20 protein-coding genes are annotated in these 23,306 nt (G+C 58.2%); 9 read left to right on the top strand and 11 right to left on the bottom strand.

The genetic code is table 11. The annotated features are described in order from the left end of the window. Positions 1 to 268: 268 nt before the first annotated feature. Positions 269 to 664, top strand: a complete 396-nt coding sequence (locus tag HMPREF9695_RS07030; RefSeq protein WP_006020132.1) for a hypothetical protein — start codon at positions 269 to 271, stop codon at positions 662 to 664. An 89-nt stretch (positions 665 to 753) separates the two neighbouring features. Here HMPREF9695_RS07030 and kce read toward each other — a convergent pair whose 3' ends face one another. The 5 genes from kce to HMPREF9695_RS07005 form a co-directional block, all read right to left on the bottom strand. Next, complete coding sequence (kce, locus tag HMPREF9695_RS07025) at positions 754 to 1,677, bottom strand: 3,5-dioxohexanoate:acetyl-CoA acetone transferase (RefSeq protein WP_006020131.1); 924 nt, start codon at positions 1,675 to 1,677, stop codon at positions 754 to 756. A 34-nt stretch (positions 1,678 to 1,711) separates the two neighbouring features. Continuing rightward, a complete protein-coding gene (locus HMPREF9695_RS07020) occupies positions 1,712 to 2,650 on the bottom strand; it encodes a 3-hydroxyacyl-CoA dehydrogenase (RefSeq protein WP_041711459.1) in 939 nt (312 codons plus the stop codon). A gap of 18 nt (positions 2,651 to 2,668) precedes the next feature. Continuing rightward, on the bottom strand, positions 2,669 to 5,188 hold the full coding sequence (locus HMPREF9695_RS07015) for a branched-chain amino acid ABC transporter ATP-binding protein/permease (protein WP_006020129.1): 2,520 nt from the start codon (positions 5,186 to 5,188) through the stop codon (positions 2,669 to 2,671). Between the two features lie 11 nt (positions 5,189 to 5,199). Continuing rightward, positions 5,200 to 6,078: a branched-chain amino acid ABC transporter permease gene (locus HMPREF9695_RS07010; RefSeq protein WP_006020128.1), complete on the bottom strand. Its 879-nt coding sequence runs from the start codon at positions 6,076 to 6,078 to the stop codon at positions 5,200 to 5,202. 104 nt (positions 6,079 to 6,182) lie between these two features. Beyond that, complete coding sequence (locus HMPREF9695_RS07005; protein ID WP_006020127.1) at positions 6,183 to 7,439, bottom strand: ABC transporter substrate-binding protein; 1,257 nt, start codon at positions 7,437 to 7,439, stop codon at positions 6,183 to 6,185. 176 nt (positions 7,440 to 7,615) lie between these two features. On the opposite strand from HMPREF9695_RS07005, the gene HMPREF9695_RS07000 reads away from it, so the two are divergent. Then, entirely contained in the window at positions 7,616 to 8,317 is a 702-nt protein-coding gene (locus tag HMPREF9695_RS07000; RefSeq protein WP_006020126.1) for a GntR family transcriptional regulator, read from the top strand. Positions 8,318 to 8,338: 21 nt separating this feature from the next. Beyond that, positions 8,339 to 9,115 carry an SDR family oxidoreductase gene (locus HMPREF9695_RS06995; protein WP_006020125.1) on the top strand — a complete coding sequence of 259 codons (777 nt, stop codon included), beginning with the start codon at positions 8,339 to 8,341 and terminating at the stop codon, positions 9,113 to 9,115. Positions 9,116 to 9,227: 112 nt separating this feature from the next. Here the strand turns inward: HMPREF9695_RS06995 and minE are convergent, their stop codons facing one another. From minE to minC, 3 genes are read right to left on the bottom strand one after another with little or no spacing between them, the layout of a single operon-like run. Continuing rightward, positions 9,228 to 9,509, bottom strand: a complete 282-nt coding sequence (minE, locus tag HMPREF9695_RS06990; protein WP_006020124.1) for a cell division topological specificity factor MinE — start codon at positions 9,507 to 9,509, stop codon at positions 9,228 to 9,230. Next, positions 9,506 to 10,321, bottom strand: a complete 816-nt coding sequence (minD, locus tag HMPREF9695_RS06985) for a septum site-determining protein MinD (RefSeq protein WP_006020123.1) — start codon at positions 10,319 to 10,321, stop codon at positions 9,506 to 9,508. Before minD ends, minE begins: the two co-directional genes overlap by 4 nt. 18 nt (positions 10,322 to 10,339) lie before the next feature. After that, complete coding sequence (gene minC / locus HMPREF9695_RS06980; RefSeq protein WP_006020122.1) at positions 10,340 to 11,032, bottom strand: septum site-determining protein MinC; 693 nt, start codon at positions 11,030 to 11,032, stop codon at positions 10,340 to 10,342. 669 nt (positions 11,033 to 11,701) lie between these two features. Here minC and HMPREF9695_RS06975 point away from each other — a divergent pair. The 4 genes from HMPREF9695_RS06975 to HMPREF9695_RS06960 all read left to right on the top strand — a co-directional run bounded on the left by HMPREF9695_RS06975 (position 11,702) and on the right by HMPREF9695_RS06960 (position 15,023). After that, positions 11,702 to 12,313: a hypothetical protein gene (locus HMPREF9695_RS06975; RefSeq protein ID WP_006020121.1), complete on the top strand. Its 612-nt coding sequence runs from the start codon at positions 11,702 to 11,704 to the stop codon at positions 12,311 to 12,313. A gap of 87 nt (positions 12,314 to 12,400) precedes the next feature. Further along, the gene (locus HMPREF9695_RS06970) at positions 12,401 to 13,930 is read left to right on the top strand and encodes an ABC transporter substrate-binding protein (protein WP_006020120.1); all 1,530 of its coding nucleotides are present in this window, start codon (positions 12,401 to 12,403) and stop codon (positions 13,928 to 13,930) included. Positions 13,931 to 14,068: 138 nt separating this feature from the next. Further along, positions 14,069 to 14,326 carry a hypothetical protein gene (locus HMPREF9695_RS06965; protein WP_006020119.1) on the top strand — a complete coding sequence of 86 codons (258 nt, stop codon included), beginning with the start codon at positions 14,069 to 14,071 and terminating at the stop codon, positions 14,324 to 14,326. A gap of 439 nt (positions 14,327 to 14,765) precedes the next feature. Beyond that, entirely contained in the window at positions 14,766 to 15,023 is a 258-nt protein-coding gene (locus tag HMPREF9695_RS06960; protein ID WP_006020118.1) for a hypothetical protein, read from the top strand. 45 nt (positions 15,024 to 15,068) lie between these two features. On the opposite strand, the gene HMPREF9695_RS06955 is transcribed toward HMPREF9695_RS06960, so the two are convergent. Further along, a complete protein-coding gene (locus HMPREF9695_RS06955) occupies positions 15,069 to 16,034 on the bottom strand; it encodes a 2-hydroxyacid dehydrogenase (RefSeq protein WP_006020117.1) in 966 nt (321 codons plus the stop codon). Between the two features lie 410 nt (positions 16,035 to 16,444). Between HMPREF9695_RS06955 and HMPREF9695_RS06950 the strand changes: the two genes are divergently transcribed. Next, entirely contained in the window at positions 16,445 to 18,661 is a 2,217-nt protein-coding gene (locus tag HMPREF9695_RS06950) for a TonB-dependent receptor (protein WP_006020116.1), read from the top strand. Positions 18,662 to 18,685: 24 nt separating this feature from the next. Here the strand turns inward: HMPREF9695_RS06950 and HMPREF9695_RS06945 are convergent, their stop codons facing one another. Continuing rightward, a complete protein-coding gene (locus HMPREF9695_RS06945; RefSeq protein ID WP_006020115.1) occupies positions 18,686 to 20,926 on the bottom strand; it encodes an NADP-dependent isocitrate dehydrogenase in 2,241 nt (746 codons plus the stop codon). A gap of 406 nt (positions 20,927 to 21,332) precedes the next feature. Next, positions 21,333 to 21,959 carry a TetR/AcrR family transcriptional regulator gene (locus HMPREF9695_RS06940; RefSeq protein ID WP_245258724.1) on the bottom strand — a complete coding sequence of 209 codons (627 nt, stop codon included), beginning with the start codon at positions 21,957 to 21,959 and terminating at the stop codon, positions 21,333 to 21,335. Between the two features lie 138 nt (positions 21,960 to 22,097). Between HMPREF9695_RS06940 and HMPREF9695_RS06935 the strand changes: the two genes are divergently transcribed. Further along, positions 22,098 to 23,306 (top strand): HlyD family secretion protein, encoded by a 1,209-nt coding sequence (locus HMPREF9695_RS06935; protein ID WP_006020113.1) that lies wholly within the window; start codon positions 22,098 to 22,100, stop codon positions 23,304 to 23,306.

Raw genomic sequence — 23,306 nt, 5'->3', positions numbered from 1 at the left:
CGCGCTTCCCGGAGCGAGTTCGATTAGATCGGAGCCATCGAGCCATGAATTCATTTGAGCCGCCTCGTCTTTTTTTATGTCCTATGCTGACGATGATGAAAGGGAAAGACAATGCGGGATCTCATCGCTTGTTAGGCTTACCTTGCCTCAAAATGATTGCATCGATTAACGCTTTGTTAACCTACCGATCAGAACAGGATTGGATGTATAAAATTGGCTCTATAAGCGCGTCAGAACGGCGTGAGATCTAAAGGCGAAGCAAAGCGTAATGCTCAGAACCACATTTCAGGTGCTTGCGTGGACCTCTATTCTCGCAATCGTGATTATAACGGACGGCCCGATTGGGTTGCGTCCGGTCACTCACCTGCCGGGCAGCGTTGAACGATTTTTCGCTCTTCTCACGGTCGCGACGCTGTTCACGCTCGCCTATCCGAACCGAATTTCCTTTATTGGGCTTTCGCTCGTGCTCGCCGTCTTCGTTATTGAGTTTGCACAGGTCGCCTCATTCGGCCGGCATGCTCGCTTGCGGGATGCTGGCGTCAAAGTGCTCGGTGTCTTCGCCGGACTGGCGGTTGGCTGTTTCTTGCGGGCCGGAATTAACCTGATACGCGCGAGATTCTCGGGCGATCCAAAAGCGCTTCCCAAGGCCGCAAACCAGTCCTGATAGTCAGGTAACTGCGCATCCGACCTTGGTGCCATCGTGAAGTTGATCGCGATTTCCCTCGGCGACGGAACCGCATTTTATCCAGACGATCAGACTTCAAGCGTGTCACCACCCTTGAGATGGAGGATTTCGCGGGCCTCATCAGGCGTGGCGACCTCCAGGCCGAGCCCCTCGATAATTTTGCGCGCCAGACGCACCTGCTCGGCGTTGGACTCCGCCATGCGGCCCGGCGCTGCCCATAGGGAATCTTCAAGTCCGACGCGGATGTTGCCACCCATCGCAGCCGCCATTGCCGCGATCGGTAACTGGTTTCGGCCGGCACCCAATACCGACCAAACGTACTGATCGCCAAACAACCGATCCGCTGTGCGCTTCATATGCAGCACATCCTCCGGATGGGCACCGGTGCCGCCCTGCAAACCGAACACCGTCTGCACAAACAGTGGAGCCTTCACCAAGCCCTGATCGAGGAAGTACTTCAGATTATAGAGATGAGCGGTGTCGTAGCACTCGAACTCGAAGCGCGTTCCGCTTCCCGAAAGCTTGCTCAACACATACTCGATGTCCTGGAACGTATTGCGGAAGACGATATCCTTGTTTTCGACATGCTTGCGCTCCCACTCGTGTTCGAATTTCTTGAAACGATTGAGCATGCCGAAGAACGCGAAATTCATCGATCCCATGTTCAGCGACGCTACCTCCGGTTTGTAATATTCCGCGGGCCGGACCCGTTCATCGACTGTCATGGTTGGCGAACCGCCGGTCGTAAGATTGACCACCGCATTTGAACGCTGCTTGATCACCTTGAGGAATGGCGCAAACGCTTCCGGGCTCTGATCTGGCTGGCCGGTTTTGGGATTTCGTGCGTGAAGATGAACGATAGCGGCGCCCGCTTCCGCCGCGCCGATAGCAGCGTCGGCGATTTCCTGCGGCGTCACCGGCAGCGCCTTGGACATCGACGGTGTATGAATCGCGCCGGTCACGGCGCAAGTGATGATGATTTTGCGGCTCATTTCTTGTCTCTTTCTTTTTTGCAGGCTCGTGGAACTAGTCGCTCTGTTTGGCCTTGTGCGCAACCAGCGCCGCGAGACGCTCGTTGCGGCGGATCGTCAATTTTTCAACGCGCTCAGGCGTTGGCAGGTGCGGCCAAGCCTTAATGACGTGATCGACGTTAGGGCTCTGGTACACCTCAGGTCCGGCGGACGCTGCCGCGAGTTCCTTGTAAAACCCGGTGTAGCGCGCGCAGTAATCCGGGATTCCACCGGGCGCGTTGAGTTCGATTGTCTCGAACGGCCCGAGGAATGACCATCGCAACCCAAGGCCATCCTTAACAGTGTGATCGAGGTCTTCGGCCGATATGTACCCCTCGCCCACCAGCCGGAAAGCTTCCGCCAGCAGCGCGCCCTGTAACCGATTGAGCACGAAGCCGTTGATCTCCTTATTCACCGTGACCGGCACTTGACCGATGGTGCGATAGATTTCGCGTGCACGCGAAATTGACTTGGGGGATGTCCACGGCGCACCGCAAAGCTCGACCAAAGGCACCAGATGCGGTGGATTGACCGGATGACCAACGAGACAGCGAGCGCGGCCATTCAGGTTCTCCGTGAAACGTGAAGCCACGATGGCCGATGTCGACGACGCCAGAATCGTATCCGGCGCGGCAAGACGATCCATTTCGGCGAACAGCGCAATCTTGTCGTCAATTTTTTCGGGACCGTTCTCCTGAACGAATTCAACGTCCTTCAGGGCATCGGCCAGATCGCTCGCCACCGAGACACGCGCCGCTGCGCCATCCGGGTCCTCGGCAAGCCCATGCTTCGCGAGCGAACGCAGCTCATCCCTAATAAGATCGGGCGCAGCACTCAATGTCGGCGCATGCGGATCGATGATCCGCACATTCCAGCCCGCGCGCGCAAAGATTGCGGCCCAGGCGCGTCCGATCAAACCAACTCCGACAATGGCGACGCTTCTTTTACTGGACATATTTTCTTGTCTTTCGCCTTACAACCACAATACCTTGCGCCGCAGATCGAGATCGTCGCGCAGAGCCTTCGAGGGCCCCTCGTGAATGATACGCCCACGCTCAAGCGCCACTGTCGTATCCGACAAAGCCAGCGCAAGATCGAGATGATGGTCAACGATGATGATCGCGACCTCCTTGCGCAACCGGTCGAACGCCTCGAACAGTTGCTCGACGACGGCGGGAGCGAGTCCCTCGAACGGCTCATCGAGCAGCAGCACGCGCACGTCACCCGACAACGCGCGCGCCACCGCCACCATCTGCTGCTCGCCGCCAGACAGATAGTCCGCGGGGCTATCCAGCCGCTCCCGGATACGCGGGAAGTATTCGTAAACCCGCTCGCGGGTCCAATGTACACCATTACCGGTCTGTCGTTTCAAGCCGCCCAGATCGAGATTGTGTTCAACACTCATGCCCGCGAACAACCCTCGCCCCTGCGGGACATAACCGATGCCAAGCCGCGCGCATTCGGCGGATGCACGCCCGACAAGTTCAGCGTCGGCAAGCTTGATCGACCCGTTTGATGCCGGCGCGATGCCCACCAGCGTCTTCAGCAGCGTAGACTTTCCGGCGCCGTTGCGGCCGAGCAGCGCGACGATTTCGTTGTTATGCAGCGTGAAATTCACGCCGTTGAGAATATGGCTCTTGCCGTAGAACGTGTCGACGCCTGCTACAGTGAGCAAGGCGCTTGCTTTCGCCGATGTCTCGCGCGGCTTTGCCGCCACGGCGGCAGCACCGGAGCCAATATAGATCTCCTGAACCTTCTTGCTGCTGCGCGCATCCTCGACGGTGCCGTCAAGCAGCACACGCCCCTCGTTCATCACCGTCACATGGTCCGCGAGCTGGAACACCCGATCAATGTCGTGTTCCACGAGCAGCACCGGTAGATCAGACGAGATGCGCTTGATGATCGCTCCAATGCGTTCACGCTCGGCAGCGGCAAGCCCCGCGAGCGGCTCATCAAGCAGCAGCACACGCGGCGCGGTCGCCAGCGCAACGCCCATATCGAGCAGCCGCTGGCCGCCATAGGATAGCGCGCCCGCCTCCGCCTTCTCGATGCCCGCGAGGCCCCGATAACGGATGACCTCGTCGGTCTCGCGGTTGATCGCCTCAATAGACAGCGCGTTGGTGAAGGGATCGAACCGGCGCGGATGGCGCGCCTGCACCGCCAGGCGGATATTTTCGCCGACACTCAGTTCCGGAAACAGATTGGTGATCTGGAATGAGCGGCCGATGCCTGCTTCAGCGATCTCCTCCGGTGAATGACCGGCAATAGGCTTGCCCATCAGCGAGGCCTGCCCCTCATCTGGTGGAAACATGCCGGACAGGAGATTGAATGCCGTGGTCTTGCCTGCGCCGTTGGGGCCGATCAGCGCATGCAGCGTTCGGTCGGCGATTGAAATATTGATTCCCTGCACCGCCTTGATGCCGCCGAAACTCTTCACGATGTCGCGGGCGGCCAGCACCGGCCCTTCGATCACGGCTTTCGGCCGCAAGAATTCCGGCAGCGGCAACGCCTCGACCTTGCGGGCCGACATCGCTGCTTCCTCCGTGATCCTTTTACGGAACGGCGCAAGAAGTTTCTCGCCCACGCCGATCAGGCCGTTCGGCGAGAACACGATAAAGCCCACAAATACGAGGCCAAACCAGAGCAGCCAGTTTTCGGTGTAGATACCGAGAAACTCGCGAAACAGGATGAAGAACAGCGCGCCCAGCGCAGGACCAAGGAAACTGCGCATACCGCCGATCACGACCATGGCCAACAGCTCGCCGGAAAACGCAACCGAGATCGGGTCCGCGGATGTCATGCGGTTCTTGTAAAGTAGAAGGATGCCGGCGAGACCGGTCAGGGCTGCAGACAGTACGAAAGCCGCGAGTTTGTAGCGATTGGTCGGATAACCTAGAAATCGCGCGCGTTGCTCGTTTTCGCGGATCGCCACCAATACGGTTCCGACAGTCGAGTTATGAAAACGCCACAGCAGCACCAGCACCACGAAGGCGATGGATGCGACGAACCAGTAATAGTTGACCTGGGAATCAAGGTTGAAGCCGAAAATCGCCGGACGGACGATCCCGCCGATGCCGTTCTCGCCGCCGGTCACATCGGTCCAGCGAAACGACACCGTGTAGAGCATCGCAGCCAGTGCCAGCGTCAGCAGCGAAAAGTAGACCCCTCGCCGCCGCAGAATGAGAAAACCGAACGGCACTGCGACGAGCACAATAATGAGGATGGCGCCGATCGCGGGACCGAAAAATGAATCAGGCATGACGTTGCGCTGGAGCAGTGCCGCGGCGTAGGCCGCAAGCCCGAACCATGCGCCATGACCGAACGACACCAGTCCGGTATGACCGACGAGAATGTTCAGCGCCATGCAGGCAATGCCGAACACGACGACTTCCGTGGCCGACGTCGTCGTCAAGCCGAGCGCGACCAGCACCGGCGGCAACGCGAGCAACCCGATGGCGGCAAGGACCAGTTGAACGGGAATCCGCTTGAGCATGACAGACGGCCTCACTCGAAGCGCGTGATTCGCTCGCCGAACAGACCGCGCGGCCTGAACACAAGCACCAGAAGCATAAGGAAATAAATCGCAGCAGTGGATGCCGCCGAGTAGCCGATGCCGACCATGACGCCCTTCACCAGCCCAACCAACAGCGCGGCAACGACGACGCCCCAGAACGATCCGAGACCGCCAATTACCACCACGACGAAGGCCGGTGTGATGATCTCATTGCCCATCGCCGGATGGATCGCGTAGATCGGCGCGAGCAGCACACCGGCCAGTCCCGCAAGCCCGATACCGAGTGCAGCAACAGCGGACATGTAAGGCTGCAGGGAAATCCCGAGTGCGCCGACCATGTCCGGGTTCTGCACGCCCGCACGCACCACACGGCCGAACGCGGTTTTTCTCAGCAGGAACCATAATCCCGCGACGCAGACGACGGCGATGCCGAGCAGGACAACGCGGTAGAACGAATAGATGAACGAGCCGATCGCCACCTGCCCGCGCAAATCCTGCGGGATCGAGTATGACAGCGGCGGCGCGCCGAAGATCATACGCAGCGCCTGCTCCGCGACCATCGCCAGTCCGAATGTCAGCAACAGGGAGAGAATGGGATCGGCGCGATAGAAACGCCGGAACAGCAGCCGCTCGATCACGACGCCGAGCAATGCCACCGCCACCGGCGATAGTACAAATGCTCCGCTGAACCCGAGATAAGGCGAGATCACCAGAGTAAGGTAAGCACCGATGGCAAAGAACGCGCCGTGCGCAAGATTGACGATGCCGCCGAGCGAAAAGATCAGCGATAACCCAAGCGCAATCAGGAGGTAGTAAACGCCGTCAAGCAGTCCGTTCAGAATCTGCTGTGCGAGCAATATACCGGACATAGTCGCCGCCCCGCGATCGATGAGCCACGCGCAACACGTGTGCCGAAACAAGGAAAGAAGAGTGCGATCCTCCGAATGCCCCGGAGGATCGCATCAAGTCGGTGTTACGACGGGAACGTGCAACTGTTCTCTTCTTTGGTAGCAGCGATGACTTCGAGGTCTTCGTTCGGACCGGGCACGGGACCGCTCGATGAGAAGATGTCCCATTGATTCTTGATCTGAGCGGCAGGTAAGGCCTTCACCGCATACATCTCGTGCATGAGCTGATGATCCGAGGCGCGGAAATAGCCCGGCCTAGTCTTCAGAAGATCGAACTTTGCACCCTTCTCGAGGTGCTCGATGATCTTCGGCGATTCCGCCGACTTCAGATCGTTCATGGACTGCGCCACGATCTTGGTGGCGATGTAATCGCCCCACGCCTGATTTTCCGGCGGCTTCCCGTACTTTTTGCTGAAGGCTGCCACGAACGCCTTGCTGCCGGGCGTGTCGAGCAGATGATGCCAGACCACCGGCCATGTGCCGACGAAGTTGCCCTTGCCCGCCGCCCAGGCCAGCGCTGTGTCGAAGCCGAAGCCCCCCACCGGATAGGTCAGGCCGAACTCAGCATATTGCTTGAGGAAATTGGTGATCTGGTTTCCGGCGAGATTGATGACGACGAGATCCGGTTTCGCATCACGGATTTTCAGCAGATAGGCCGAGAAATCGGTGGCGTCGGTCGGCACCAGATCGTCACCGGCGAACTGGCCGCCGTTGCCTTCCATGAAGCGCTTGGCGACGCGCAGCAGGTCATGACCGAATGCATAGTCCGCCGTCAGCGAGTACCACTTCTTACCCTTGACGAGACCTTCCTGAAGGAATGAGCGGCCCACCGTCTTCACATACATCGAGTTCTGGGACTCGACATGGAACATGTAGCGCTGGCAATCCTTGCCGCGCAGCGCATCCGAGTTGCCGCCGGTGTTGATGAACAGCGTCTTGTTGCGCGATGCGACCTGCGCGATGGTCAGGCACGACGCCGACGAAATCTCGCCGATGATACAGGCGACCTTGTCGCGCTCGATCATGCGTTCCGCCTTGGTCGAAGCGGTCTGCGGATTGACCGAGTCTTCCTTCAGCAACTCGACCTTGCGGCCCATCACGCCGCCCGCCGCATTGATTTCTTCCACCGCAAGATCCGCGGCCATCACGCCGTATTCGCCAAGTGGCCCGAGAAAGCCGGTGCGCGGTGTCAGATGGCCGAACCGGATGACGTCGGCCGACTGAGCGCGCAGGATCGACGGCGCGGAAAGTCCAGATACCAGCGCGAGACCGCCGGCGGTCTTCAGCAAACGGCGTCGCGTGAATTTATCCTTGATCGACATAAGCCTTCCTCCCTGTGACGGCCGCGTTTTGCGGCGCTTACTTTCCGGCCGGGCGCCGCGCGATTATTGGCGCTTATATCGCTTGCCGTGATCTGTGATCACACTTAGACTGACAAACCATCGTCGCCTTGTCGAGTCCCTTGTTTCGCGATGCACGCCCCGCAGGATAAACGGTCATGAATCGCCCCGCCGCGCTTGATCTAGTTGAGCCGCTTGACCGGCAGACGTTGGGCGGGCGCACCTATGCGCAATTGTCCGACCTTCTGATCTCCGGCCGGATGGCGCCCGGCGAAAAGATTTCGCTGCGTCAAACCGCAGAGGTCCTCGGCGTCTCTATTATGCCGGTGCGCGAGGCCGTCTCGCGGCTGGTGGCCGACGGAGCGCTCGAAGTGACACCAAACCGCGCCGTCCGCGTGCGTCTGATGACGGCAGCTCAGTTCCGCGATCTGACGCAAGCGCGCATCGCGATCGAAGGACATGTCGCGGCCACAGCCGCCAGAAACCGGAACGACGACGATCTCAAATCCATCGCGCGCGCAGAAGCCGAGATGCGCTCTGAAAGCCGTGCGGCCAAACCAAACCTTCCCCGTGCGGTTGAATACAATAAATCGTTCCATTTTGCCGTCTATGAGGCGGCACACTCGGCGACTCTGGTGGACATCATCCGCGCGCTCTGGCTAAAGGCTGGGCCGGTTATCAACCTCGACCTGCGTGCCAATCCTGAACGCCTGGCGAAAGGCGATGCCGTGCGTTTCCACGCGAAGGTTCTGGCCGCCATCAAGGCCGGGGATGAATCCGGCGCACGCGAGGGGATCGCCGCCGACATCAACAACGCCGCAGAGGTCATTCTGTCGCGCGGCGGTCTTCCTGAACAATAGTTGTTATTGCCTGGAGATGACATGAATCTCGATATCAAGGGACTGCGCGTGCTGGTGACGGCTGGCGCCAACGGAATCGGGCTCGCCATTGCGCGGGCGTTTGCCGGCGAAGGCGCAAATGTTCACATTTGCGACGTCGATACCGAAGCACTTAAGGCACTAAGAGCCAGCGATCCGACGTTGACGCAAACTGTCTGCGATGTCGCGGATCGGGCGGCGGTGAAATCGCTTTTCGCGGAAGCGACTTCCGTTCTCGGCGGTCTCGATGTGCTGGTCAACAATGCCGGCATTGCCGGACCGACCGCCAAAGTCGATGAGATCAATCCCGAGGACTGGGATCGCTGTCTGGATATCTGCCTCACGGGACAGTTCAACTGCACTCGTCTTGCTGTGCCACTGCTACGCGAGAGCAAGAACGCGTCGATCGTCAACATTTCGTCCGCAGCAGGACGACTTGGATTTGCGATGCGTGCGCCCTATGCCGCTGCCAAATGGGGGGTTATCGGGTTCACGAAATCCCTTTCCATCGAACTCGGCCCGGATAACATCCGCGTCAACGCCGTCCTGCCCGGACTGGTGGCTGGGGACCGCCAGCGGCGTGTACTTGAATCCAAGGCACAGCAGCGCGGCATCTCATTTACACAGATGGAGCAGACGGCGTTTTCCTACACATCGATTAAGGAATATGTCACGCCGCAGCAACTTGCAGATCAAATCATCTTCATGTGCAGTCCGAAAGGCCGGACCATTTCAGGTCAAGCCATCTCGATCTGCGGCGACACACAAATGCTGGGCTAATCCTGGAGCAGGAACAGAAATTACAGCATTTAAGGTATGCCTCTCCTCGCCTGGCGCCCAAACACATCCGGTGAAGGGAAACTGCGCCAGCAGATGCCGAAGGCAGCCATTGTCAAACAGCAGCTGCCATCCGTTTGTCGAATCCGTTGGGAAGTTCGATATCAACCTCCAGCGTCGAAACGCTCTTGCCGCGGTCCATCCGAACGATGACCTTTTCCGGATCGAGTACGACATGCCGTGAAACCACGGCAAGGATCTCTTCTCGCAGGATTGCCAGAAGATCGGGCTGGCCGCGTAAGCCGCGTTCATGCGCCAACAGAATCTGCAGCCGTTCCCGAGCAACCGGCGCGGAAGCAGGACGGCCGCTGAACAGCCGCAACAGATTCATGCTCATGCAGCCCTCCGTCCCAACAATCGGTCCATCAAGCCCTTGCGCTCGACCGGCACTGTCATTGCGATCGATTCACCCATCAGGCGCCGGGCCGCATCCATGTAGGCGCGGGCTGGTGCGCTCGCAGCATTGTTGAGCGTAACGGGAGAACCGACGTTCGAAGCCCGCAGCACGTCCTGGCTCTCGGGAATGATCCCCAGAAGCGGTGTGGCGAGAATCTCGAGGATGTCATCGATGCTCAGCATCTCTCCCCGTGCGGCGCGCCCCGGGTCGTAGCGGGTGATCAGCACATGCTTCTTCACCTGTTCGCCCTTCTCGGCCTTCACGGTTTTGGAATCGAGCATGCCTATGATTCGGTCTGAATCACGCACAGACGAGACTTCGGGATTGGTAACGATGACGGCTTCGTCCGCATAGCGCATCGCAAGGGTCGCTCCGCGCTCAATGCCCGCCGGGCTATCACAAAGAACCCAGTCGAACTTGCTGCGCAGGTCTTCGATAATGCGCCCGACACCCTCTTCAGTCAGTGCATCCTTGTCCCTCGTTTGGGACGCTGGAAGCAACCAAAGATTCTCAAGGCGCTTGTCGCGAATAAGCGCTTGGGAGAGCTTTGCTACGCCCTGCACAACATTGATGAGGTCGAACACCACGCGGCGCTCCGCTCCCATGACAAGGTCGAGATTGCGCAACCCGACGTCGAAATCGACGACAACGACCTTCTCCCCGCTTTGCGCGAGTGCTGCACCGAGTGCGGCGGTGGAAGTCGTTTTTCCCACGCCGCCTTTACCTGACGTCACGACCAAGACTTTGGCCATCCTTACCTCCTTCGCTGGTTAATTCAGCGGTGTAATTCTCATGATATCGCCGTCGAGCCACGCCTGAGCGGGCCGATTGCGAAGCGTCGCGTTGATGTCTTCTGCAGTCTGGTAGTAACCGTCGATGGCCAGAAGCTCGGCTTCGATCTTCTGGCAATAAATCCGTGCGGCCGCGTTGCCGTTGACGCCGGCCATCGCCCGGCCACGCAGCGTTCCGTAGACATGAATTGAGCCGCCGGCGACAATCTCGGCACCGGACCCGACTGAACCCAGCACCGTTACGTCGCCTTCGGTAAAGACGACGGATTGGCCTGAGCGCACAGGCTGTTCCAGCAGAAGAGACGTTGGTTGCGGTTTCGCTTCGGGCTTCTTCGTTTCGGTCTGCTCGAGCACGCAGTGGCGTCCGCCGCTCAGCATCGGCGGCATGCTCGTGGTGAGCAGTGACGCATCCACGCCCTCGATCCCGAGAACGCGGACATTCCGATCTTCCAGGCTTTTGACGAGATGAGCGATCGCGGATTGGCTAAGGGCCAGTGCCGATAGATCCAGAACGACCGGCTTTCCGACAAAAAATCCGGGCGAACGCGCGAGTGTCGCGTCTATTTCCTCAAGCCAACCGACAATTGGAACCGTTGGGGAAAACACGAACGCGACATAGGACCGCCCCCGGAGACGCACCAATTGACGTTGTGGTACCGCTTCTGCGTCCATGACCGCCGACTCACTCTTCGTTATTGAATAGTTAAAGACTGAGCCGCGTTGGTTAACGGTTAGTTAATGCGCCCTTTTTCATTGCGATAACGAACAACTATCGGTGTGACCGGCAACACAGGCCTTCCACACTTGCAATCGAATCTGTTGCGGCAGCATTTTCATATGCGATTGCGTCGCTCTCCAAACACACATCGCATCTGCCGAAAAGACAATTTTCTGCGCAATCAACGGCTGTAAAAATAGAATCAAAACAACTGAAAATTGTCGGGAACCGATTCTTATCTCAGTTCGGTCGAGTTTTTGACTTACTAATGTCCGGTCGCGGTTCCATCAAATGTGGGTGATTGTCCGCCGCTCGTTCAGCAGACGGAACATTTGCCGAGGGACAGGCGATGAAAGCGTTATGGACGGTGCAGCCGCGAGATATGACTCAATGGCTGAAGCGGACGACATTGCAATATGCAGGTCCGGTATCCGACGCCCTGTTTCAAGTTTCCCGACTACCAAACTTTGTGTCTCGTCTTGACCGATCTCGCGGCTTTTCCGTGCGGCCGGCTTTGACCACTGGAATCTTGTTCATCACACCCACGAAACCATCCACCGCCATGGCCACATCACCCCTGAGGTGACTGAGACCAAGCGGTTAAACGTTGTGAGGAGTAGCGTATGAGTACCTTAAGCCCGCAGGACCATCTCAATCCCCAAAATCCGTTGTATTATGCGCCGCGCTGGTTGCGTGAAAGATCGGCGCGTCCTTCAGCCTCGCTTTCAGAATCGATATCCGAGTTTTCAGAAACGGGATCTGAGCGCATCCGGCGCCCAATTTCCACTCGGTCTTCCTACGACGCTCTTCTTGAGGGAGCGGTTGCCGAAGCCTTGCAGCATCCCCTTGATCCTGAGGTCATCCACGAGCCGCCGGAATTCGCGCATGACCGTGACCAGCGGCGGGCTCTGCTTGGCGTCGCCGGCCGCTTCGGCGCAGCCATCGGCATTTCGGCCATTGTGGCACTCTTCTTCGTGATCATGGTTCCTGCTTCGCAGGACAATACACGACAGCCAGACGGCGCCGGTTCATCCGCCTCCGGGATATTCCAATCGATGAAAGCCGCACTTTACGCGCCAACCCAGGAACGCGAGGATTCGAAATCCGCTGTTTCAGAGTTTCAGACCGTTCTCACGTCAGCCCGAACCAACCAGCCTGCTCCCACGCACGAGCAGTCCGAAACGCTGCTGCAGCAATTTTTGCAATGGCAGCAAAAACCAGCTCAGGTGCCTTAATCACGAGGGTGAGCGACCGGAACGCGAAGGACAATTGACGATGCTGCACGACAGGTCCAGTGTGACCGTGGTCTCGTGGAGTGAGCGATGACCTGTCGTTGGATCGCTCCGGCACTTGGTGTTTTGCTCGCAGGCTCCGCGGGTGCGGCGCTTGGAGACAAGCTGGATGTTGTCCGAGACCTTGCGGGTCGCGTCGGGCCGGTTATCGGTTCGGCGCTGGTCTGCCGCGACATCGCCCGGCCCCGCATTCAGGTGATCGTCGATAAGTTTGCCGTCGTGATCAAGGAAGCCTCGCCAGGCGAGGCTGAGCGCGCCGACGTTACGCAGCTGTTTGATCGCGCCGTGGCGGACGGCCGCCGTGCAGTAACGGCAGGTCAGATCGATTGCGCTTCGGCGGAACGTCAGCTCGCTGATCTCGAAAAATCGATCACCGGGCCAGCCTCACCCGGTGCCATAACTGCAGCACCAGCGACTTCACCCGGTGCCGCAAGCACGGCGGTCCGCGGCGTAAGCGATCGAGAAATCCGGTTCGGGATTTCGGCACCATTCTCCGGCTCCGCAAAGGAGCTTGGACGCCAGATGAAACTCGGGATCGACGCTGCCTTTAATCGAGTGAACGACGCCGGGGGCGTGGAAGGCCGGATGCTTCGGCTGATAGCGGCAGATGACGGCTACGAGCCGACACGAACCGCGGAGACAATGAAGCAGCTTTACGAGAAAGAGCGGGTGTTCGGCATCATCGGAAATGTTGGAACGCCCACAGCTGTCGTCGCGGTCCCGTACGCACTTGAGCGAAAGATGTTGTTCTTCGGCGCCTTTACCGGAGCCAATCTCCTCCGCCGGGACCCGCCCGACCGCTACGTGTTCAACTATCGCGCGAGCTACGCAGAAGAGACCGATGCCGTGGTGCGATACTTGGTGAAAGTGCGACGGATACCGTCGAAACAGATCGCCGTTTTTGCCCAGCAGGATCCCTACGGAGATTCAGGCTTTGCCGGCGTTGCCAAGGCGATGCGGACGCTAGGAGCTGGCGACAGCACGGTTCTGCGGCTTAATTACCAGCGCAACACCGTGGATGTGGATGATGCAGTTGCCCAGTTGAAGGCGCATAAGACGCCGATCAAAGCGATTGTCATGGTTGCGACCTATCGAGCCGCCGCAAGGTTCATTGAAAAAACCCGCGACCTCTATCCTGCGATGATTTACACCAATGTATCGTTCGTCGGCAGCACGGCCCTTGCCGATGAATTGATGTTGTTGGGAAAACGCTATGCCGCTGGCGTTATAGTAACGCAGGTTGTGCCCGCGGTGGCCGGTTACTCGAGCGTGGTTCTCGAATACAAGTCGGCCTTGGCGAAATATTTTCCCGGTGAAGCGCCGGACTATGTTTCGCTCGAGGGGTACGTTGCGGCTAACGTGCTGGTGGAAGCGCTAAGACGTGCCGGTCCGCAACTCGACACCGAGAAACTCGTCGACACGCTCGAAAGTATGCGCAACCTGGACATGGGACTTGGCACATATCTTAATTTTGGGCGCGGTGAACACCAGGCCTCTCACAAGGTGTGGGGTACAGCGTTGGATGAAACCGGAAAGTATCAGGCAATCGAACTGGAATAGAGTTCGATGTCACCCAGGCGAAGCGTGAACTCCCTTTCGAGGCACATTATTGCCAATGTTCTAACTCAATCGGGAATTATCGACGATCGTAACAGGCAAGAACCTGCATGCTTTAACAATCCTGCGTGGAGTTATGTGATGTCCTGGGATCAAACGTTTGCAGCGCAAATCGACTTACCGAACGGCGCGGTTGCGACAACCCTTCGCGACGCCATTGGGTATATCGACGAGCTTTCAGAAGCTGAAAGGGAAACCAGTGAATGGAAGAATGCTCGCGATGCAATCGCTCAAGCTGCAGATGAGATCGGTTCTATCTGGTTCGCGCGGATCGCAGTTGTTCGCGCAATTCAAATGAACGGGCTCGAGACCAAACACGCGAAGAATGAGCTCGTGTGATTGCGCGCGGCGCCCGCGTCCATCGCAGGAAATCTAGCAACGCCAGCGACGCTTGAGCGTTGCACGCGGGATCTCATTCTTCCCCACAATTCACCGCTCCATGCGTCAAACGAACGCCATTCGGGGGTTCCAATTGACGCGTGCAGCTTCTGATCTCACAGTTGCACTATGGCCCGATCAACGACTCCCATCTGCCCAAACTGCTATTTTCCGGAGCGGCTTCTTTTGCCGCAGACAGGCGTTGGGCCGCGTTTCTATCGATGCATCGAGTGTGACGAGCCTGACCCGTTAAACCTCCCAGACGTGAGACGCTGGTTGAAGGACGGAAAGGAAACCGGCATCGAGCATACCTCTCTTGACTGATGCGAGCTTACCGATTGATCGTTTAACAACGTCCCTTGGATCGGGTATCTGACGCTTCTTACGACAGGAGCGTGCCATGAATTCTCAGCGCACATTATTCAACCCCGATGAGATCGCCCTGCTGAGAACCATTCTGGATGAAGTTGCGTCCTTGCTTCCCGCCCAAAAGCGCACTTCAGAAACCAAGGCACTTATGGCGCATAGAATCCTGATCTGCGCCGCGAAAGGAGAGCGTGATCCCGTCCGGCTTCGCACTGCGGCTATTCTTGAATGCAAGACAGGTGGCCGCGACCAGTTTAGCGAAACCCTGGATGGCTCCTGGTGGGGTGGATAATTCCAAAGTGCAATACCACTGCCCAAACTTCTCTCATCACCGCAATCAGTAGCCGCGCTGGCGATCCACCACATTTTGAAGCGGTCGCCCTGCCTCGAAGCTCAATATCTGCGTGGCAACATATGACGCGATAGAGTCGGGATCTGTATCCGCCGCATTGTGTGGGGAGATCGTCACCGCAGGATGTGCCCAAAGAGGGCTGTCAGACGGGAGTGGCTCTCGTTCGAACACGTCCAGCGTCACTGCTTTAAGCGTTCCATCCTCAAGACAGGCGATGATGTCCCTCTCGTTCTGGAGTCCGCCACGGCCGGCGTTAATGACCACCGGCCCGCCAAGAGGACCGTCATTTGCAAGCTGCTCAAAAAGATTTCGCGCAAGAAACCCTCGCGTTTCGGGCGTCAGAGGCAGAAGCACGACGAGGATATCCGTTCGAGCAAGAAACGCACTAAGCTGGCCGGATCCTGCATAGCATTGGATACCGTCGATTGATTTTGCACGCTTGCTCCATCCCGCGACCTGAAAGCCGATTTCGCGAAGTGCAAATGCAGCCTGCCGGCCCAATACGCCCATTCCAAGTATGCCGACACGGACAGCTCGGGCCGGCCATTGCACGCGGGGTGCCCAGACACGCGTTCTCTGACAGTCAGCGAGATAAGCCTGTTGCCGATGATGCATCAGCGTGTGCATGACGACATACTCTGTCATGCGAGACGTCAGATCATCATCCGCGACGCGGACAAGCGGCACGGCTGGAAGCAGCGGATCTTGCAAGACGGCATCAACACCCGCACCCAGATTGAATATCGCTTTTAGGTTCGGGAAAGTGCGAAGAAGGCCCGGTTCCGGCTGCCAAACAGCCGCATAGTCCACCGCGTCTGGGTCAGTTGCGTCAGCCGGAAACAAAGCAACATCCCGGTCCTTGAGCTTTTGATTGAACCGCAGCTTCCAGCGATCAGGAGCCCAATTATCAGTGCCTCCGCTGATAAGCAGCGCCAACGCACCCTTCGACATCCGGAAACTCCAATTGCGTGATGACTTCAGCTACTCAGCAAGCAAGCTCAGCCGCTTATAGCGGCCAAGGAAGCGAGTGCCAAATCCGCATCGAAAGGACATCCGATTGTCCGTAAGGGGAATGCGTACGTGTCGAGCAGCTCTTTCGGAAGCCGCTCCAGTCGCGTTTGGGGATTTCAAGAACCGACTGATTTTATTGCCCCATTTATCATCTTGCGTGTATGATAATTTATTAATATCGTCATACTCACCATGCGACGTGAAGGCCTCACCTAACGTTGGTGAGTGCAGGTGCAGCAGTGATTGATGTTGTTCTTCGGGCTTCAGGAAAATTTCTGCTGACGCATTTTTCCCGCCGCTTCCAGTCTGGAACGGCCCAATTTGGGGCGATCGCTCTCGTTTCATCCATCATGTGCGCACCGGATGCGTCAGCACATGACCCTTCGTCTTCGGCCACCAGCACGCTTCCCTCAATCGAGGTCACCGGCAAGCGACAGGACAACAGCCCTCCTGCAAATCAGGTCAGCAGCACATCCGGGTCTCCCGATGCACCGGAGAATGAACCTGTATCCTCGGCCAGCCAGAAAAATGTCAGCGGCGAAGAGGTCAACGCACGGCCCTTCTCGCGGCCTGCCGAAGCTCTCGAGGTCGTCCCCGGTCTGATGATCACGCAGCACAGCGGCGAAGGAAAAGCCAACCAGTACTTTCTGCGCGGATTCAACCTCGACCACGGAACAGACCTCGCCATTTCCATCGACGGGATGCCGGTCAACATGCGTACCCATGGCCACGGGCAAGGTTACGCGGACCTGAACTTCCTGATCCCTGAACTGATCGGATCGGTCAACATCAAGAAAGGCCCCTACTTCGCGGACGAGGGGGACTTCGCTTCGGTAGGAGCCGTGCATGTCAATCTCATCGACAGCATCGCGAAGTCGACGCTGTCGACCAGTATCGGCAGCTTCGGCTATCGCCGGATACTTGGGATCACGTCCACGAAAGCCGGAGACGGCACGCTCCTCATCGCCGGTGAGGCGAGCACCTACAATGGACCTTGGGACAATCCCGACAAGGTGCGCAAGCTGAACAGTGTTGTCCGCTACACACAGGGTACAGCCGACAACGGTTTCTCGCTGACAGGCATGGCTTACAGCAATAGCTGGAATTCGACCGACCAAATTCCGCTGCGTGCGATCACGTCCGGACAGATCGGGCTTTACGGCGCGCTGGATCCGACCGACGGCGGCAGATCCAACCGCTTCTCGATTTCAGGCCAGCTTAGAAAAACAGAGGCGGAAGGAACCACGAAGCTCAATTTCTACGTCGTCAGGAGTTCGCTCGATCTCTACAACAACTTCACCTACTTCCTGAATGAAGCTGCCCCCGGCTTGGATCCCAACGCTCCTCTTCTCGGCGACCAATTCCACCAGCGCGACAGCCGTGTGATCGGCGGGCTGAACGCGTCTCATACCTTCAACCATACGTTCGCTGGCCTGCCGATGCAGACCGAGGTTGGCATACAGAATCGCTACGACAGCATTAGGGTCGGCCTCTCGAACACCGTTCAGCGCCAGTTTGTGTCGGGCACGCGAGAAGACAAGGTCCAGGAAGGCAGCACCGGCCTCTTCATACAAAACACCGTTCATTGGACCAGCTGGCTCAGGACTATTGTCGGCTATCGCGGCGACTTCTATGCAACCAACGTTGACTCACTTCTCACTCCAGCCAATTCCGGCAAGGCGACTTCTTCGATTGGCAGCCCCAAAGCCAGCATTGTATTCGGACCGTTCGCCAAGACCGAATTCTTCATCAACGCCGGTGAAGGCTTCCACAGCAACGATGCCAGAGGCGTGACAATCAAGGTATCGCCGACCGATCCCAGCGAAGCTGTGTCGCCGTCGCCATTCCTGGTCAAGACACGCGGAGCTGAAGTCGGTATTCGCACCAGGATCATTCCCGGCCTGGACAGCTCTCTAAGCCTGTTCATGCTGGACTCTGCGTCCGAGATTCTTTTCGTGGGTGACGCCGGCGACACCGAGCCAAGCCGTCCCAGCCGGCGTTACGGTATCGAGTGGACCAACCATTATCAGCCTACCCCCTGGCTGACGTTCGACGGTGACATCGCTGTGACTCATGCGCGCTTCCGCGGCGCCAACCGGGATCAGGCTGCAGCCTATGCGGACCTGGCTGGCTACCCCGAAGCCCAGATCGGAAATGCACCCGGCAACTATATTCCGGGCGCGCCGAACATGGTCGCGTCCGCCGGGGTCAGGATCGGCGAGCGAACAGGATGGTTCGGCGCTCTGCGGTATCGCTATTTCGGGCCGCGGCCGCTCACCGAAGACGGCGCCTTCGTTTCACCGGCGGCCGGCCTTCTCAACGGCCAGGTCGGCTACAGCTTCCAGAATGGATGGCGCGTTCAACTCGACGCCTTCAATTTGACCGACAGCAAATCCGACCAGATCACCTACGCCTATGGATCGTTCCTGAAGACCGATGCGTTGTTTGCGCAATGCCGATCCGCAAATCCACCGCCCGCAGCGGTGTGTACGACCTGCGTAATGGATCGTGTCCTGCACCCCGTCGAACCCTTCGCCCTTCGTCTGACTGTCGCTGGCCAATTCTGACGCAGCCGTCCTTGACCGATTGATCTACCTGGATGACATCTGAGCCAGCAGCGCATTGAACGTCGCGCTCGGACGCATAACCTCTGCACATTTTTTCGGGTCGGTGAGATAATAGCCACCGATGTCCACAGGCTTCCCCTGCACCGCCTGGAGTTCCGCTACAATCTTTCCTTCATTTTTGGTGAGTGCTTCGGCCAGCGGTTTGAACTGCTCCTGAAGAGATTTGTCCTCTGTCTGGGCTGCCAATTCCTGCGCCCAATACATTGCCAGGTAGAATTGGCTTCCGCGATTGTCCAATTCGCCGGTGCGCGGTGAAGGAGACTTGTTGTTGTCGAGCAGTTTGCCGGTGGCAGCGTCCAGCGTTTTCGCCAAGAGCTTGGCTTTCGAGTTGCCCGCCTTTATTCCGAGATCTTCCAGAGAGACTGCAAGCGCAAGAAATTCGCCGAGAGAATCCCATCGCAGATGGTTTTCTTCCACCAACTGCTGCACATGCTTGGGTGCCGAGCCGCCCGCTCCGGTTTCATACAGGCCGCCCCCTGCCATGAGCGGAACGACCGACAGCATCTTGGCCGAAGTACCTAGCTCCATGATCGGAAACAGATCGGTCAGATAATCGCGCAGAATGTTGCCAGTCGCGCTGATGGTGTCGAGACCGCGGATAACACGCTCAAGCGTGTAACGCATGGCGCGGACCTGACTCATGATCTGGATATCGAGGCCGGATACGTCGTGTTCCTGCAGGTACAATTTGACCTTGGCGATAAGCTGCGCCTCATGCGGACGATAGGGATCCAGCCAGAACAGCACGGGCATCCCGGAGTTACGAGCGCGGCTCACAGCAAGCTTCACCCAGTCCCGGATGGCCGCATCCTTGACCTGGCACATGCGCCAGATATCGCCCTGCTCGACGTCCTGGCTGAGCAAGACCTCGCCGGTCGCAATGTCCGTAATATTGGCGACACCATCCTCAGGGATTTCAAACGTCTTGTCGTGCGATCCGTACTCCTCGGCCTGCTGCGCCATCAGGCCGACATTGGGCACGGTGCCCATGGTCTTTGGATCGAATGCGCCGTGCCACTTACAAAAATTGATCATTTCCTGATAGATGCGGGCGAAGGTGCTTTCCGGCATCACCGCCTTGACGTCCTTCAGGCGGCCGTCGGCGCCCCACATCTTGCCGCCATTGCGGATCATCGCAGGCATCGACGCATCGACGATGATGTCATTCGGCGAGTGGAAATTCGTGATTCCCTTGGCGGAATCGACCATCGCCAGTTCGGGACGATGCGCGTGGCAGGCGTGCAGATCGCTCTTGATCTCATCCTGTTTGCTCTGTGGCAGACTGGCGATCTTGTTGTAGAGGTCAACCATGCCGTTATTGACATTGACGCCTAGCTCTTCGAACAGCGCGCCGTGCTTTTCGAAAGCGTCACGGTAGAAAATCCTGACGCAGTGGCCGAACACGATCGGATGCGAGACCTTCATCATGGTGGCCTTGACGTGCAGCGAGAACATGACGCCGGTCTTGTAGGCGTCGTCGATCTGCTGCTCATAGAACGCCAGGAGGGCTTTTTTGCTCATGAACATGGAGTCGATGACTTCACGATCCTGGAGCGACACCTTTGGCTTGAGCACGATCGTCTTGCCGCTCTTGGTGATAAGCTCCATCTTGACGTCCCGCGCGCGGTCAAGCGTTATCGACTTCTCTCCGTGATAGAAGTCGCCGTGATGCATATGCGAGACGTGCGAACGCGATGCCTGGCTCCATTCAGCCATGCTGTGGGGATGCTTGCGCGCAAAATTCTTCACTGCTAGCGGCGCGCGGCGATCGGAATTTCCCTCGCGCAGGACCGGATTCACAGCACTGCCGATGCACTTGGTATAGCGCGCACGGAGCGCCTTTTCCTCGTCAGTCTTTGGACTGTCGGGATAATTTGGGACTTTGTACCCCTTGTCCTGCAATTCCTTAATGGCCACCTTCAACTGCGCGACCGAGGCGCTGATGTTCGGCAACTTGATGATGTTGGTGTCAGGCAGAAGCGTCAGTCGACCGAGTTCAGCCAGATTGTCGGACACGCGCTGTTGTTCGGTCAGAAATTCCGGAAACTCGCCGAGAATCCGGCTAGCCACAGAGATATCGCTGGTGACGACATCAATGCCCGCCGGCGCAGCGAACGTGCGCACAATAGGCAAGAAAGATGCTGTCGCCAGCGCGGGAGCCTCATCGGTCAGAGTGTAGATGATCGTGGGAGATGCCGTAGTCATATCCTGGTTTCCTCACTGACCGGCGTGCCTGGAGCCGTAAATTCCAATGTATAAACAGGACATGCTTGTCCCTCGCCAATCGCTTTCTCACGAGCTACTGGCGACCGCAATCGGCAATTTGGCGATCATTCCCGCAGTAACACCCGGCCGGAATAAAGAATGAATCGGTGGATCTGGGCGCTGATAGCCCTGATCGGCCTGACCCAATTCTCTGGCGCATGACGGGCCGGTCTTGATCGATGCAGTGGTCAACCAAACCGAACTCGCCGTGCCACTGTCCATCAATATCGGAACATTCTGGCTGCATAAACCCGATCGTCTCCGACCTGCCAGGGTCGCAGCGGCCTGCTCCATGAGCGCCTGCGCCGATGATCGCCATTGCCGGTAACCAAGCGGCGAGCATCCGTCAAACCGCGCTGCCCTTCAGGAAAAGCCGGGCCGTGGTCCGCGCACGCCGTTCAATCTCCCTGTGGCCGGGAACCGCTGCGTGACCGAACATCACCGCACGCTGCGGCTGGAACGCAAACATTCCGAGCAGCATGCCGGCGGCTTCCGCGGCATTTTCGATCTTGATCAGGCCACGTTCGGCCTGTGTCTTCAGCCAGCCGGCAAGCGTATTCTCGCTACGCTTGATCGCCTTGCTGTAGAACGTCTCGGCGATCTCGGGAAACTGCTCGCTCTCGCTCAGTACCATTCTCTGCATCGCAATCACCGTGTCGTCGAGAACAAGCTCGCCGAACAGCGTCAGCGCTTCGGTCAACGAGGCTTCAATGTTGCTACCGTCGCAAGCCCTCAATCGAATCCGCGTGGTGAACTGGTCAAGGCCATCAGTGATGATCGCTTCAAACAAAGCAGCCTTGTTGGGAATCAGCCGATAAAGCGTCTTCGTGGAAACCCCCGCTCCACGCGCGACGCTTTCCATGCTTGTCGCGGCATATCCGCTGACAGCGAATTCCTCCCTCGCTGCGCCGATAATCACCGCGCGCGTTTCGTCGTCGGGGCGCGCCTGTGGTCTCCCGCGACCGCGCCGCACCTCACTCTTCCCTGGTTCTCTCGATTTTGTGATCGCCATCGCGAGCCATGCCTTTAGATGATGACTGTCATTCCATTGACAGTCCCAACATGGTCCCTATTTTGGAAAATATCAAGTTTCCTAATTGCGAGGCTCGCCATGAGCACCCAGACCGCCGGATTGAAGACCGTCGACAGCTTTCAGCCGACCACCCAAAAGACGGTTACGGAACCGGAAACAGCCGATCTTGCCACCGCGCCCCCGTCGCAGCCCGGAAAAAGGAACCGGGTCCAGCGCACCCTGATCGCTGGGGTTGCGGTCGCCCTTCTCGCCACCGCCTCCTGGTATGGCTGGGATTACTGGTCCGTCGGACGCTTCCTGGTCTCGACCGACGACGCCTATGTGAAGGCCGACAACACCACGATCGCCCCAAAGATTTCGGGCTATCTCGATCTCGTTCCGGTCGGCGATAACCAACAAGTGAAGGCCGGTGATGTGCTGGCACGGATCGACGATCGCGACTTCAAGGTCGCGCTCGATCAGGCCAAAGCCGATGTCGCCGCAGCCGACGCTACAGTCGAAAGCAAGCGCGCCCAGCTCGACGTGCAGCAGGCAGTGATCGCCGCAGCGGAGGCGACACTTAATGTCGACATTGCCACGCGGACATTCACAGCCCAGGAAAACAAGCGATACAGCGATCTCGCGGCGACGGGATTTGGCAGCATCCAGAACGCACAGAATGCACAGGCACGTGACGGCACAGCGCTTGCAGCCATCGAGCGCGACAAGGCGAACCTGACGTCCGCACAGAAGCAGGTCGAACTGTTAAACGCGGAGTTGGCACAGGCGATCGCGGCGAACGCGCGAGCAAGGGCACAACAGCGGCAAGCCGAGCTCAACCTGTCCTACACGACCATCACCGCTCCGATCGACGGCGTGGTCGGCAATCGAACCCTTCGCGTCGGGCAGTTCGTGCAGGCCGGCACGCAACTGATGTCGCTGGTGCCCTCGCACGGCGCTTACATCATCGCGAACTACAAGGAAACGCAGCTTGGCAGTGTGCAGGCCGGCCAGCCGGTCGATATTGAGGTCGATATGTTCCCCGGCAAGTCCGTGCATGGCCATGTCGACAGCCTCGCACCCGCCAGCGGACAGGAATTTGCGCTGTTGCCGCCGGACAATGCCACAGGCAATTTCACCAAGATCGTGCAGCGCATTCCTGTGAAGATCGTTCTCGATAGCGCTGATGTGGACCTGCGGCCCGGCATGTCGGTGCTTCCCAGCATTCAGACAAAGGCCGTAGTAGCGGCCAACCTGCAACACCCGCACGGTCAGTCCGCCAAATCACAGCTTGTTTCGAACAGGTGA

The organism is Afipia broomeae ATCC 49717 (assembly GCF_000314675.2).
In the GTDB taxonomy this organism is placed as follows: Bacteria; Pseudomonadota; Alphaproteobacteria; order Rhizobiales; family Xanthobacteraceae; genus Afipia; species Afipia broomeae.
This window is presented reverse-complemented; position numbering and strand designations above follow the sequence as displayed.